We start from the raw sequence: 13126 nt of genomic DNA, 5'->3' as shown, positions 1-13126 counted from the left end.
GGAAAGCGCGCGAATCGATCGATTGAGAAAATTACAATCGATCGCGGTTACGGTTAAGATTCTAAGTCTTCGACGAATTTGGGGATGGCGGCGGTGAGGACTTCATTGCCGTTGGCGGTGATGAGGACATCATCTTCGATGCGGACGCCGATGCCTTTCCAGCAGTCATCGATTTTGGGTTGTCCTTCGGCGGGTTCGATGTCGGGGGAGATATAGATGCCCGGTTCGACGGTGATAATGTTGCCGGGTTGGAATTGGTACCAGGTTTCGGCACCGTGCATGTAGATACCCGCGTCGTGAACGTCCAAACCGAGCCAGTGTCCGGTACCGTGCATGTAGAAGTTCTTATATTTGCCTTCTTCGATGAGGGTATCGACATCGCCAGTGAGGAGTTCGAGCTGGACTAAGCCTTCGGTGATGATTTGGACGGAGGTATGGTGGAAGTCTTTCCAAGTAGTGCCCGGTTTGACTTGTTCGATACTCGCCATTTGGGCATCGAGGACGAGTTCGTAGATGATTTTTTGTTCGGTAGTGAATTTGCCGTTGACGGGGAAGGTGCGGGTAACGTCAGAGTTGTAGTACCCGACGGCGCAACCCGCATCGATGAGCAGCAAGTCGCCATCTTTGAGGGTGCTGTTGTTCTCGATATAGTGTAAAACGCAAGCATTAGAGCCGGATGCCACGATCGACGGATAAGCGACACCCATCGCACCATTTTTGCGGAAGATGTATTCGATTTCGGCTTCGATTTCTGATTCATTTACGCCTGGTTTGGCAATTTCACGGGCGCGTGCGTGAGCCAAAGCCGCAATCCGGGCAGCTTCGCGCATCAAATCCAGTTCGGCAGGACTTTTAACCTGTCTCAGGGGGTGGAGGGTGAGGAAGGGATCTTCGATCGCGACTGGCCCCGTACCGCGTTTACCATAGGATCGGAGCAATCTTTGCCAATGGGTAATAACTTTGCCATTGAGCTGTTCGTCACGCCCCATATGGTAGTAAATTTTGTCGCCTTTCTCTAGATATTGGGGGAGTTTTTCATCGAGTTCGCTGATGAGATATGCTTCATCTGCACCATACTTTTCTTTAGCAGCATCCACACCCACGCGGTATCCCGTCCAGATCTCTTTTTCGCGTTCTTTGGGTTGGACGAAGAGGATAAATTTGTGTTCGTCGTGGTGGGGGGCGATGACGGCGACGGCATGGGGTTCGTTGAAGCCAGTCAGGTAGTAGAAGTCACTCTCTTGGCGATAGACGTATTCGACATCGTTGTGCATGGTTGCCATCGGCGCACTCCCAAATATCGCGGTGCCATTGCCAATTTTTGCCATTAACTGTTCCCGACGCTGGCGGTATTCTGCTTGCATGTACTTCTAACCTATGCTGACTATATTGTTATCTTAGCAATCCTAGATGATGGAACCCACCCCCAACCCCTCCGTTCGCGTTCGCGTTCGCAAAGAGCAGCGTCTGCCTTAGCAGAGGAGGGGAGTAATCATCAGAAATTTCAAAATTAGACTATTATTGGTGCGTTACGCTTACGCGGTAACACACCCTACCAGATTTTTCTAAATCAAATAAGATTGCTGTATTCGATCGCTTATATTTGGGTATTGTTGACGCGATCGAGATGAGCGGAAACATGACTCGTCTCTAGTTGAAGTTGTCGCCATCTTTCGGTGCGGCTGGCACGTTGCGCGGAGGTGATTGTCGAGTAACAGCGGGCGCAACAGATGCCGGGTTCGTAGTGGGGTGATGCGAGATCCGATTGCGAGAGCGGATCGCCACAACCCCAGCAGATTTTGTGGGTCCCCGGTGCTAGTCCGTGGGTGACGGCGACACGATCGTCGAATACGAAGCATTCGCCTTCCCATTGGCTCTCGGTGGCGGGGATTTCTTCGAGATACTTGAGGATGCCACCTTGGAGGTGATAGACATGTTCAAAGCCTTGGGAGAGCAGGTAGGAGGTAGCTTTCTCGCAGCGGATACCGCCCGTACAAAACATCGCGATTTGTTTGTGTTGGTGGGGATCGAGGTGGGTGGCGACGTAGGCGGGAAATTCGGTGAAGGAGTCGGTATGCGGATCGATCGCGCCTGCGAAGGTACCGATTTCGACTTCGTATTGATTGCGGGTATCGATAACCACGACATCGGGATTGGCGATCAGTGCGTTCCAGTCTTGGGGTTTGACGTAGGTACCGACGAGATTGGTGGGATCGACAGTCGGCACGCCGAAGGTGACGATTTCTTGTTTGAGGCGGACTCTGAGCCTGTCGAATGGCGATTTGGTGGCGATCGATTCTTTATATTCTAAATCGGCAAACTGGGGATCGGCTTTGAGATATGTGAGGATGGCATCGATACTCGATCGAGTGCCCGCAATCGTGCCATTAATCCCCTCAGCCGCCAGTAAAATCGTGCCTTTAATCTGGTGCTGCTGACACAAATTTAGCAGGGGTTGACGACGCTCTGGGTAGTCATCTAAGGTCACAAATTTGTAAAAAGCGGCAATAACTTGAGTCATAATTAGTGCTTATCGGTCGCATTATTTAATTGTATCTCGATCTATTTGGGGGATCGGGCTGAGGGTCAAAGCTTGACTGTCAGAGGCTCTGGAGCTTTAGTTCACTAATCGGACAATTTGCTGAAATTAGCGTTATTAATCTAATGTGAATAATAATTGTCTCATAGCATACAGTTTTGCTCGGCAACATCACCGATTATAAATAACTAGAAGTTTAATAGCAATTTGTGCTCACTCCAGCCCATGAATATCGTCGTGGATGGTCGTTACCAAATTATCAAACGGCTCGGTAAAGGTGGCTTTGCCCATACTTACCTGGCTAAAAATCTGACTGCACCGGGCGAACCGCAGTGTGTAGTCAAGCAACTGCGACCGAAGGTGGAGCATCCTCGGATGTTGCAGTTATTTAAGCTGGAAGCGGCAATTTTGGCACGTTTCAAGCATAGTCAGATCCCTCAGCAAGTGGAGTGCTTCGAGCATCAGGGCGATTTTTTCCTGGTACAGGATTTTGTGGCTGGCGACGATCTGAGTAAAGAATTTACGATCGGGCATCAGTGGAGCGAGGGTAAGGTAATTAGATTTCTGCGGGAGATGCTCAAGGTACTGGGTTACGTGCATCAGAAGCAAGCCATTCATCGCGATATCAAACCTGCGAATATTATTCGGCGGTGGGACAGCGGACAGCTATGTCTGATCGATTTTGGGGCGGTGCAAGATTTGGAGAATGAAGCACCAATTGACAATACAGTTGTAGGGACTCCCGGCTATCACGCTCCCGAACAAGCTAATGGCCTAGCGACTTTTAATAGTGATATCTACGCGTTAGGCATGACTGCCATTCAATTTCTGACGGGACAGTATCCGCTGCACTTACCTCGGAATGCAGCTAAAGAGGTGGTATGGCGGGATCTGACGACGATTAGCGATCGATTGGCAGCGATTTTGGAGCAGATGACGCGGGTTGATTATAGCGATCGTTATGATTGTACGACAGCGGTGCTGGCAGATCTGGAGACGATCCCGCTCGACTGTGAGGACGATCGTCACATCTGGGCGGCGCGATTTACCGACAACGAATCGACCAATCGACAATTAACGACTAGTAGAATTATGGCTGTAGCTGTCCTGATTGGCTTGGGCTTGATTAGTACTACTACGATCGTCAGTCAGATCGGCTCGATGCAGAACATCGGTGGTGCATCGGTAGTCGATCGCTAAATTAATTGAGAATTGAGAATTGATAATTGAGAATTGATAATTGGGTTTTTAAGATGGGGATTCAAACCCCTGTTATTTGTTAAATTAGCTGACAATAAAGAGTACACACAAGTCAGTTGGACTTCGCTTCTAACCAGAGTACAGATGAGGTAGCCTCGCCATCGCAGCCATCCAGAAAATTTAGAGGTGGCAGCGATCGAATCTGCGGTAAAATAATTCGATATCGGACGATCGCTCGACCATCGACTATTAATTACCTGCTATCTACCATGCCGTTGCGTACCTTCCAAGTCGATGCTTTGCGAGTTGAGGTGTATCGTCAGGAGGCAGATATCGTCCAGAGTCTAGTCACACAAACCCAATCTTATCTGAATGAGGCGATCGAGCGTCAGGGTAGCGCCGCCGCGATTTTGGCGAGTGGTGCCTCTCAGGTGAAGTTACTCAAAGATTTGACGACATTTGGCGAGATCGACTGGGGACGGATAACACTATTTCATTTAGATGAATATCTGGGCATTGGGGGCGAGCATCCCGCGAGTTTTCAGTTATTTATGCGGGAAATGGTGACGCAAAAAGTCACTCCCCACCAGTTTAATTATCTTGCTGGCGATACCTTAGAACCGATCGCCGAATGCGATCGTTATGGACAGTTACTCGCCGCCCAACCGATCGATTTATGCTTGTTAGGGATCGGCGAAACCGGACATATTGCCTTTAACGATCCTGAAGTCGCTGACTTTACCGATCGCTATCCCGTTAAGTTGGTAAAATTAGCCGATAAGTCGCGCCAACAGCAGGTAAATACGGGATTCTTCGCTCGGATCGAAGCAGTGCCACAATACGCACTCACACTGACTTTACCGACGATTTGCAAGGCGCGGCGGATTTGCTGTGTGGCAATGGGAGCCAGGAAAGCCGCGATTGTCAAAACCATGCTGACTGGTGAAATTTCCCCCACCTGTCCGGCTTCGATCTTACGCAAATATCCCACGGCGACCTTATACTTGGATGAAGCTGCGGCTAGTGCGATCGCCTAAAATACTGGTAGTAGAAGATCGCGGCAGCAGGTGGAACAGTCCTCATACTACCAGCGTCAATTACAGTTACACTTAGAAATAGCGATGCGGAACGGGTTTCTGGACGATCGCCGACTCACTTAAAACATTGCATATTCACACTAGTGACATAGAGGTAAAGTTGATGAAAACGAGTGTTTCAGTCGTAGCTAGTGCAGTGTTAATGATGAGCAATTCAGTGGTGACATTTGCCACTGAGACTAATAGTAGTGACGTTACCATCAGTCAAAGTACGGTGATTGTCAGTACCGATGCCGATGGCGGACGAGTGCAATCTACCACTGTTAGTATCGAGCGTGCCGATCTGACTCAGCCCCATCTGTTGCGGGTTCAGGGCTTGGCAAACAATGCCCCGATTCGCCTGCAACGCGTCGAAGTCAGAGTCAATGGTAAAGTGGTCAAATCGATCGCGAATAATTCTCTAGAGCTGAATTTAGCCCCACTGATGAAAGCCGGACGCAATGAAATCGAGATATCGGGAAACTCATCCCAAAATGAAGATACGATTTCCGTTAATTTTAATGGTAAAAATACTAATGTCTCGCAGCAGTTTTCTGGCACGGGTAATGTCAAACAAACATTAGTTATTAATATTATTTAATATTTATTAGAATCGCCATCATTTTATTTTGAATCTTGAGTCAGCGATTTCACCAATCGATCGGGTATTAATGAGACTTGCCCATCCAAACTATCCGTTTTGGTATACCACCACGCCCACGCAATCAACACCGCTTGCAAGGGCAATCTCCCCCACCGCAAGACATCAGAATCGGGAATATTCGGCAGATCGATCGCATTGACAGCCATATTAATATTCGCGGGAAACACGGCGATAAATAATACCAGCAATCCCCACGCCGCAGCTTGACTCACAGGCGGTACCAAAATCCCAATTCCACCTAAAATCTCAAAAAAGCCACTGATATAAACCAACGCCAGATGAGCGGGAAAATAATCCGGTACGATCTTGACGAAAGGAGCGGGCACGACAAAGTGCATCGTCCCCACCACGATGATGCAGATCGCCAGGATGACCCGTAGCCGTTCCTTGGTAGTAGTCGCAATAAATCGTTGGCGTAGCCTCCGCCTTGCGGAATCGGCTTGAGGTGCTTCGGGATTCATAGTGGGTCTAGATAACAAGATGAGTCTAGTTCATATTAGACTCGATCGCCAACGCATTCCATCCATATTTAGACGGAGATTGCCGGAGTTGCACTGTGTAGCACTGCCCACCACTGCAAACCTTACAAAGCAACAGCTTTAACTTGTTTTCTCGATCGATCTGACACGCTTAGCCGCTATTCTGGCGATCGAATGGTAACTTGCTATACCTATTGATATAGGTCTAAAGATAGATGACTTCTTGTCGGACATTTGTAATAATGTGAATGGTGTGAGTTACTGATTAGCAACCAGTCAAAAAATTACTCAGAGTAAATCAAAGTAAATAAAACACAGGAAGATTTTATGGCACAGGTTGATATTGATTCTACAATTGCGGCTCTGCAACAGGGTCTGACAGCTATTCCTGCCGACCAAGCGGTCGCTGTAATCGAGGGTTGGCAGCAACAGCTTGGCGATCCCCTGGCAAAAGACTTGGGCGAACTTAAAGCAGCACTGTCCTCTGGTAAGACTAGCAGCGGTAAGTCCTTAGCAGAAGTGCTTGCAGGTATCGGTAAAACTACTACTGACGCTGCTGCCAGCGCCGATCCTGGTGCTGCGGCTAAAGTAAAACAATTAGGCGAATTACTAACTCAGGCAGCTAGCTCCTTAAAATAGTCCGTAACGCACGTTACAACTATTAGTGCCTCGGCTAGGATTTTTTCCAGCAAATCGATAATAGTAAGTTAAACGCACGCGCTGAGGTTTCTTAGGGCGTGCGTTTGATTAGAGAGCGGTGGCGGTAAGAGGTAAGAGGTAAGAGGTAAGAGGTAAGAGGTAATGATTCTCTCGATGTGTCGTTCTTTAATTAGAGATGAGGATAGTTAAATGAGTACAACTGCTGTAAATACAATTCACCCTGGCGACCTGCGCGGTCATACCAAAATTAGCTGGCTAGACAGTTACCATACATTTTCATTTAGCAATTTTTACGACCCGCAGCGGATGGGGTTTCGATCGTTGCGCGTCATTAATGACGATCGGGTTGCGCCTGGAGCGGGATTTGGCACGCACGGACATCGGGACATGGAAATTTTGACCTATGTACTTGCCGGAGAGTTGGCGCACAAAGATAGTCTCGGTACTGGTGCGGTAATTCGACCGGGCGATGTCCAAATCATGAGTGCGGGGACTGGTATTCAACACAGTGAATTCAATAATTCAGATACCGAACCAGTCCACTTATTGCAAATCTGGATCCTCCCCGACAGGCAAAATATCACACCCCGTTACGACCAACGTCAATTCTCCCCAGCCGATAAGCAGGGCAAACTTCGGCTGGTGGCGTCCCCAGACGGGCGCGACGGCTCGGTAATAGTGCATCAAGATCTGAACCTGTATGCAGCACTTCTCGGGGCTGGCGACCGCCTGACATTTGAGATGGAGCCGCAGCGGTATGTCTGGCTGCAAGTAGCCAGCGGCGACCTTACGCTCAACGGCGAATCCTTGGTAGCAGGTGATGGCGTCCAAATTAGTACACCAGAATTATTAGAACTAACGACCGCAGCTAATGCGGAAGTCCTATTATTCGACCTCGCCTAATCGGAACGATCGGTTGATTTAGCCTTCATAAATCTAGGGATCTCAGTGGAGATCGCTCAGGAAATGAATTAATAAAACAAGGCGATCGTTTCCCCAGAATAGCTCGTCCAAAGCAATAAATGTCGGCACGCCAAATACGCCAGCATGATGAGCGCGGTTAATTGTTTCATCAAGCCGCTCTGTTGTTGCTGGCGATATCAATGCCGCCTGAAATTTCAGCGCGGAAATACCACATAACTCGGCAAAACCGATACATTCTTGCTGCTCGATTTTAGATTGCGAACCCTGGAACATCGCTGCGAATAGTAGGTGACTGTACTCCTCCACCTTGCCAAACTGCTTCGCTGCCGTACATGCCCGCGCTAACAACTCTGAATCGAAATGTACCCGTCCGCGCGGTTCGACAAATGGAACTCCATATAATTTAGCCCATCGGATTGCATCCAGTTCGCGATAAGTCCATTCATATTGTCCAGAGGGTTTACCCGCAAATGGACTACATTCGCGCTGAGAAATTAGCCGCACGCTATTAATAGGATGCCATTCTATCTGACAACTAGTTTGCTGTTCGATCGCTTCAATTTGAGTGGCAGCTAGATATGAATAACGGCTGCCAATGGAGTAGTAAAAATCAATATTTACGTTTGCGCTCATGAATGTGCGGTTAGAGATTGACCATTTGCATCATTGCGGCGGGATAACGATCGCCGGATGCCGCACCTTGAGGTAAGATGGCATCTATCCGATCGAGTTCTCGATCTGTTAACTCGATCTCCAACGCGCCGAGATTATCGAGCAAGTAAGAAACGCGCTTGGTACCGGGAATCGGCACGATATCCTCGCCTTGCTGGAGCAACCAGGCGATCGCTAGTTGAGCTGGCGTACAATTTTTGTCATGTGCCATCTGTTGCACCTGCGCGACTAAATCTAAATTGCGCCCAAAATTCTCGCCCTGAAATCGCGGTGAGGTGCGTCGCCAGTCGTTTGGCTCTAAATCGTCAAAAGTTCTAATCTGCCCAGTGAGAAAGCCGCGTCCGAGGGGACTCCAGGGTACAAACCCGATTTCCAGTTCGCGGCAAGTAGGCAAGATTTCTGCCTCCACATCCCGACTCCAGAGCGAGTACTCGCTTTGCAAAGCGGCAATCGGATGTACCGCATGAGCGCGGCGGATCGTGGCGGCGGATGCCTCTGATAAGCCTAAGAATCGGACTTTGCCTTCTGTGACTAATTCTGCCATCGTCCCCACGGTATCTTCGATCGGCGTATGCGGATCGACGCGATGTTGATAATACAAGTCGATCGTCTCTACTCCCAATCGCCGCAAACTTGCCTCACAAGCCGAGCGCACGTACTCGGGACGACCGTTGACGGGGATGGTATATCCACCTGTGCTGACGTCACTCAGCCCAAATTTGGTGGCAATGACAACCTTATCGCGGCGATCGCGAATTGCTTTGCCGATTAGTGTCTCATTATGTCCCTTGCCATAAGCATCCGCCGTATCTAGGAACGTCACACCCAGATCGATCGCTTGATGAATGGTATCGATCGCCATCTCTTCATCTGCGGCACCATACACCCCAGACATGCCCATACAGCCCAGCCCCAGAGCCGAAACTACCAGTCCGCGTTGGCGAAGCCTCTCTGAAAGAGAATTGCCGAGTTTACGAGTTTGCACGAGCGGATCTCCTGTAATTCATTTCTCTAATACTAACTATTTTTATCTTATAGTGACTCTATAGGACATTGAATAATAGGTGCTGTATCTGATGATTTCTGACACCGAACATTTTTCACACTTCACCCCATCAGTATATCTGGAGTGGGAAGCACAGCAAGAGTTTCGCTACGAATTCATCGATGGTAGCATCCGCCGCGTTGCTGATGAAACATTAGATCGAGCTATTGTTGTGGCGACAAACTTGAGTAACATGCTCCAAGAGCGATTTCACGGCACCGTATGTCGGGTGTTCGGAAATCGGACTAAAGTACAGACATTAGAATCTAATTCTTTCTGTTATCCAGATCTGAGCGTCAGTGGCGATGTTCACGATCGCAGTGCCAGCAATTTTATCACTCACCCTTATCTGATTATCGAAGTTTTATCCCCGCGTACTGAAGCTTATGACAGAGGCGAGAAGTTTGGTTTATACCGCCAGTCACCTACTCTCCAAGAATACGTCCTCATTAGTACCGATCGGATCCACTTTGATGTGTATCGCCAACCAACTGCTGGAATGTGGGAATTTATCACTTATAGTTCTGGCGATCTAGTTGAATTAACTAGTGTGAATTTCAGCTTTGAGATCGATCGAGTTTACGAGGATCTAGTAGTCGAAAGTGGGGAATAGTAGATTTAACCGAGCCAATGTTGCTGACATTATTTAAGAGAGGATGCAAACAATGCGATCGATATATTAACGAAATAATCGAGAGATATCGATCGAAAGCTCTGAAAAAGCTAGTGGTGAAATAGTACCACTACTCAAGCAAATTTCAGAGCGATATTCATTGTCGATAAGATCTCTAAACACGACCAATTCTAATGTTTGTAAATTCATTACCCAATATTCAGGGATGCCTGCGAGCGCATATAGATCTCGCTTCGCTCCCAAATCTTTGACTAGAGTCGTATTGGCGATCTCGATTAACCAAAATATATCTTCGGGGAATGGATGACGAGTTTGATATAGAGTATCGGGAGTTCTGACAATCGCAATATCTGGCTCTGGCTCCGAGTTATTAGGTAGAGTAATTGGGTGAAGCTCACCTAATTTCTGCTTGTTCTCCCAAGAGCAAGCGGAGATATTTAGCGGTACCTCGACAATAAAAGGAGTGCGCTACACCTTCTGGTGACATCTCAATGATTTCCCCGTCGATTAGTTCTAAAGATCGATCGTCTAACAATCCCGAGCCAATCATTTGGTGATATTCATCTAAGCTCCATTTGACGGTAACTAGAGTCATTTTGAAGAATTTCCAACTAATTTACCGCGCAATTGTTTAATACGATCGCGTAATGTTGCGGCTTTTTCAAATTCTAATTCTTTTGCTGCTACTTTCATTTCGGCCTCTAATTGGACGATCGCATCGGGAATTTGTTCGAGGGTTAATTCATCGACATGCTCGATGACTGTCTCCAATTGTTGGGCATTCAGTCGGCGTGAGAGATCGAGAAATTGGAGGATCGAATTAGTACCTGTTTTGACGATCGAGTAAGGCGTAATATTATTTACTTTATTATGTGCTGATTGAATACCACGCCGACGATCGGTTTCGTCGATCGCGGCTGTCATACTGTCAGTCATTTTATCGGCATACAAGATTGCTTGTCCGCGAATGTGTCGCGCCGCACGTCCGATTGTTTGAATGAGCGATCGCGTCGAACGCAAGAATCCTTCTTTATCGGCATCGAGAATGGCGACTAAAGATACCTCCGGCAAATCCAAACCTTCCCGCAATAAGTTTACCCCAATCAATACATCAAATTCACCATTCCGCAGACCTTGAATAATTTCAATTCGTTCGATCGATTGGATTTCTGAGTGGAGATATTTTACTCGCACACTGCGTTCGTGAAAATATTCAGTCAGATCTTCCGCCATCCGTTTAGTAAGCGTCGTAATCAATACGCGTTCCTCGCGCTTGACGCGATCGCGAATTTCACCGAGTAAGTCATCAACTTGTCCCTCTGTCGGACGCACGAATATTTCTGGATCGATTACTCCCGTCGGACGGATGATCTGTTGGGCGATTCGATCCTCTGAAAGGCCCATTTCCCACTCACCAGGGGTAGCAGAAACAAAAATACATTGATTTACCTTTTCCCAGAATTCATCAGCCTTTAACGGGCGATTATCCGCCGCACTGGGCAAGCGAAAACCGTGATCGATCAGCACTGTTTTGCGCGCTCTGTCGCCATTATACATCCCCCGAATTTGCGGGACAGTGACGTGAGATTCATCGACTACCAATAACCAATCATCATCGAAATAATCCAACAAACATTCCGGCGGATCGCCAGCATTACGTCTTGCTAGATGGCGAGAATAGTTTTCCACCCCATTGCAAAAACCGACTTCGCGCAACATTTCCAAATCGTAGCGCGTCCGTTGGTCGATGCGTTGAGCTTCGATTAATTTACCATTAGTTTCGAGTTCAATTATCCGCTGCTTCAATTCCTCATCGATGTCATTACAAGCATCCTGCAACGTATCTTCAGGCGTGACAAAGTGCCGTGCTGGATAGATATTCAAACCACCCACCGTATTCAGAATTTCTCCCGTCACCGGATCGACATAGCGAATTGCTTCAATTTCATCGCCAAAAAATTCTACCCGCACGATCCGATCCTCGTAAGCAGGGCCGATTTCTACTACATCACCACGTACCCGAAAATTACCGCGCTTTAAGTCGATATCATTGCGACTATATTGCACCGAAACTAACTGCCGCAACATCTCCCGCTGGTCGATTTCCATCCCCACCTTCAACGGAATTGCCGCCTTCAGGTATTCAGCAGGCGTGCCCAAACCATAAATACAACTAATGGAAGCCACCACAATTACATGCCGATGCTCGAATAACGATCGCGTCGCCGAATGTCGCAGCATATCGATTTCATCATTGATTGCCGATGCTTTTTCGATAAAAGTATCGCTAACTGCAATATACGCCTCCGGCTGATAATAATCGTAATAAGAAACAAAATACTCGACGGCATTGTGCGGGAAAAACTGCCGCAATTCGTTGCACAATTGCGCCGCTAATGTTTTATTATGAGCTAATACTAATGTCGGTTTCTGATACTGGGCGATCGTCGCCGCGATCGTAAATGTTTTCCCCGTACCCGTCGCACCGAGCAAAGTCTGAAACTGCTGTTGAGATTTTAACCCAGCCACGAGCTGCGCGATCGCCGCAGGTTGATCGCCAGTCGGTTTAAATGGTGCTTCTAGTTTAAATTCATTATCGTCCATGCCGCTTATCACCACCAGTTACATAGAACAAAAGACCAAATTACCAAAAATCGGTCGTTACATTCTAGCGCAGTTTGATGAAGAAGGGGTAATTGTGTACCAGGCATATCGCCCTGAAATCGGGAATTTTGCAGCGACACACGGCTACTTCGGCGGCGAACACTAACGAATTATAAATTAAGGCGCGGCGATATATTGGTTATGACCACACTCCCACCTCACATCGACGGATCGGTAAACCCAGAGTTCGCTCGATCGCACTTACACCAACTTGTCGAGTGCATCGAGCGAGAATTATTGCCGCAGCTTCAACTCCACAGTAATTCTACCCACAACAATCCAGTGGTGGTCGATCGAGTACCAATGCCCTGGCAGAAATTGGGTGCTGGCAATTATGCGGCTGTATTCGCTCATCCCGACTATCCCCAGCAAGTGGTCAAGATTTATGCTCCTGGCATGGCTGGGTTTGAAGAGGAAACTGAGGTGTATCGGCGACTCGGCACTCACCCAGCTTTTTCGGAATGTCTGTATGCTGGCGCAAATTTCTTGGTACTCAAACGGCTCTATGGAACCACTCTCTATGACAGCGTGCATCAGGGATTAAGTATTCCGCCGCAAGTTATTGCAGA

Annotated in this window: 15 protein-coding genes and 1 pseudogene; 8 read left to right on the top strand and 8 right to left on the bottom strand. The window is 47.9% G+C overall.

Going from position 1 to position 13126, the window contains the following annotated elements; all coding sequences use genetic code 11:
* Positions 1–53 precede the first annotated feature (53 nt).
* A complete protein-coding gene (locus RMO52_RS19425; protein WP_310417529.1) occupies positions 54–1364 on the bottom strand; it encodes an aminopeptidase P N-terminal domain-containing protein in 1311 nt (436 codons plus the stop codon).
* A 233-nt stretch (positions 1365–1597) separates the two neighbouring features.
* Positions 1598–2521 (bottom strand): rhodanese-related sulfurtransferase, encoded by a 924-nt coding sequence (locus RMO52_RS19420; RefSeq protein WP_310417526.1) that lies wholly within the window; start codon positions 2519–2521, stop codon positions 1598–1600.
* A 243-nt stretch (positions 2522–2764) separates the two neighbouring features.
* On the opposite strand from RMO52_RS19420, the gene RMO52_RS19415 reads away from it, so the two are divergent.
* From RMO52_RS19415 to RMO52_RS19405, 3 genes are all read left to right on the top strand, one after another.
* Positions 2765–3739, top strand: a complete 975-nt coding sequence (locus tag RMO52_RS19415; RefSeq protein ID WP_310417523.1) for a serine/threonine-protein kinase — start codon at positions 2765–2767, stop codon at positions 3737–3739.
* 269 nt (positions 3740–4008) lie between these two features.
* Positions 4009–4776, top strand: a complete 768-nt coding sequence (locus tag RMO52_RS19410; protein WP_396135054.1) for a glucosamine-6-phosphate deaminase — start codon at positions 4009–4011, stop codon at positions 4774–4776.
* Positions 4777–4939: 163 nt separating this feature from the next.
* Entirely contained in the window at positions 4940–5416 is a 477-nt protein-coding gene (locus tag RMO52_RS19405) for a hypothetical protein (RefSeq protein ID WP_310417517.1), read from the top strand.
* Between the two features lie 23 nt (positions 5417–5439).
* Here RMO52_RS19405 and RMO52_RS19400 read toward each other — a convergent pair whose 3' ends face one another.
* Positions 5440–5940 carry a hypothetical protein gene (locus RMO52_RS19400; RefSeq protein WP_309742804.1) on the bottom strand — a complete coding sequence of 167 codons (501 nt, stop codon included), beginning with the start codon at positions 5938–5940 and terminating at the stop codon, positions 5440–5442.
* Between the two features lie 345 nt (positions 5941–6285).
* On the opposite strand from RMO52_RS19400, the gene RMO52_RS19395 reads away from it, so the two are divergent.
* Both RMO52_RS19395 and RMO52_RS19390 read left to right on the top strand, forming a co-directional pair.
* Positions 6286–6597: a hypothetical protein gene (locus tag RMO52_RS19395; RefSeq protein WP_310417514.1), complete on the top strand. Its 312-nt coding sequence runs from the start codon at positions 6286–6288 to the stop codon at positions 6595–6597.
* 210 nt (positions 6598–6807) lie between these two features.
* Positions 6808–7521, top strand: a complete 714-nt coding sequence (locus tag RMO52_RS19390) for a pirin family protein (RefSeq protein WP_309741326.1) — start codon at positions 6808–6810, stop codon at positions 7519–7521.
* Positions 7522–7563: 42 nt separating this feature from the next.
* Here RMO52_RS19390 and RMO52_RS19385 read toward each other — a convergent pair whose 3' ends face one another.
* On the bottom strand, positions 7564–8175 hold the full coding sequence (locus RMO52_RS19385; RefSeq protein ID WP_309741327.1) for a DsbA family protein: 612 nt from the start codon (positions 8173–8175) through the stop codon (positions 7564–7566).
* A 10-nt stretch (positions 8176–8185) separates the two neighbouring features.
* Entirely contained in the window at positions 8186–9199 is a 1014-nt protein-coding gene (locus RMO52_RS19380) for an aldo/keto reductase (RefSeq protein ID WP_310417511.1), read from the bottom strand.
* 91 nt (positions 9200–9290) lie between these two features.
* Here RMO52_RS19380 and RMO52_RS19375 point away from each other — a divergent pair, with 91 nt between their 5' ends.
* Positions 9291–9872, top strand: a complete 582-nt coding sequence (locus tag RMO52_RS19375) for a Uma2 family endonuclease (protein WP_309741329.1) — start codon at positions 9291–9293, stop codon at positions 9870–9872.
* Positions 9873–9938: 66 nt separating this feature from the next.
* Here the strand turns inward: RMO52_RS19375 and RMO52_RS19370 are convergent, their stop codons facing one another.
* Genes RMO52_RS19370 through uvrB form a run of 3 tightly spaced genes read right to left on the bottom strand, consistent with a single transcriptional unit; the run spans position 9939 to position 12497 of the window.
* The gene (locus tag RMO52_RS19370) at positions 9939–10235 is read right to left on the bottom strand and encodes a Uma2 family endonuclease (RefSeq protein WP_310417531.1); all 297 of its coding nucleotides are present in this window, start codon (positions 10233–10235) and stop codon (positions 9939–9941) included.
* A 52-nt stretch (positions 10236–10287) separates the two neighbouring features.
* The gene (locus RMO52_RS19365) at positions 10288–10488 is read right to left on the bottom strand and encodes a hypothetical protein (RefSeq protein ID WP_309741334.1); all 201 of its coding nucleotides are present in this window, start codon (positions 10486–10488) and stop codon (positions 10288–10290) included.
* A complete protein-coding gene (uvrB, locus tag RMO52_RS19360; protein ID WP_310417507.1) occupies positions 10485–12497 on the bottom strand; it encodes an excinuclease ABC subunit UvrB in 2013 nt (670 codons plus the stop codon). Before uvrB ends, RMO52_RS19365 begins: the two co-directional genes overlap by 4 nt.
* Between uvrB and RMO52_RS19355 the strand changes: the two genes are divergently transcribed.
* On the top strand, positions 12496–12663 hold the full coding sequence (locus RMO52_RS19355; RefSeq protein WP_309744173.1) for a DUF4291 family protein: 168 nt from the start codon (positions 12496–12498) through the stop codon (positions 12661–12663). The genes uvrB and RMO52_RS19355 overlap by 2 nt on opposite strands.
* Positions 12664–12698: 35 nt before the next feature.
* A pseudogene (locus RMO52_RS19350) lies at positions 12699–13126 on the top strand (serine/threonine protein kinase); the annotation flags it as partial.

Origin of the sequence: Chamaesiphon sp. OTE_8_metabat_110, from assembly GCF_031382685.1 — a bacterium.
Classification (GTDB): Bacteria; Cyanobacteriota; Cyanobacteriia; order Cyanobacteriales; family Chamaesiphonaceae; genus Chamaesiphon.
This window is presented reverse-complemented; position numbering and strand designations above follow the sequence as displayed.

Bases quoted from the DNA above. Each gene is read 5' to 3' on its own strand.
- RMO52_RS19425 (WP_310417529.1), bottom strand. From the start codon at position 1,364: ATGCAAGCAGAATACCGCCAGCGTCGGGAACAGTTAATGGCAAAAATT.
- RMO52_RS19385 (WP_309741327.1), bottom strand. From the start codon at position 8,175: ATGAGCGCAAACGTAAATATTGATTTTTACTACTCCATTGGCAGCCGT.
- RMO52_RS19420 (WP_310417526.1), bottom strand. From the start codon at position 2,521: ATGACTCAAGTTATTGCCGCTTTTTACAAATTTGTGACCTTAGATGAC.
- RMO52_RS19395 (WP_310417514.1), top strand. From the start codon at position 6,286: ATGGCACAGGTTGATATTGATTCTACAATTGCGGCTCTGCAACAGGGT.
- RMO52_RS19415 (WP_310417523.1), top strand. From the start codon at position 2,765: ATGAATATCGTCGTGGATGGTCGTTACCAAATTATCAAACGGCTCGGT.
- RMO52_RS19405 (WP_310417517.1), top strand. From the start codon at position 4,940: ATGAAAACGAGTGTTTCAGTCGTAGCTAGTGCAGTGTTAATGATGAGC.
- uvrB (WP_310417507.1), bottom strand. From the start codon at position 12,497: ATGGACGATAATGAATTTAAACTAGAAGCACCATTTAAACCGACTGGC.
- RMO52_RS19365 (WP_309741334.1), bottom strand. From the start codon at position 10,488: ATGACTCTAGTTACCGTCAAATGGAGCTTAGATGAATATCACCAAATG.
- RMO52_RS19375 (WP_309741329.1), top strand. From the start codon at position 9,291: ATGATTTCTGACACCGAACATTTTTCACACTTCACCCCATCAGTATAT.
- RMO52_RS19400 (WP_309742804.1), bottom strand. From the start codon at position 5,940: ATGAATCCCGAAGCACCTCAAGCCGATTCCGCAAGGCGGAGGCTACGC.
- RMO52_RS19355 (WP_309744173.1), top strand. From the start codon at position 12,496: ATGCCGCTTATCACCACCAGTTACATAGAACAAAAGACCAAATTACCA.
- RMO52_RS19410 (WP_396135054.1), top strand. From the start codon at position 4,009: ATGCCGTTGCGTACCTTCCAAGTCGATGCTTTGCGAGTTGAGGTGTAT.
- RMO52_RS19390 (WP_309741326.1), top strand. From the start codon at position 6,808: ATGAGTACAACTGCTGTAAATACAATTCACCCTGGCGACCTGCGCGGT.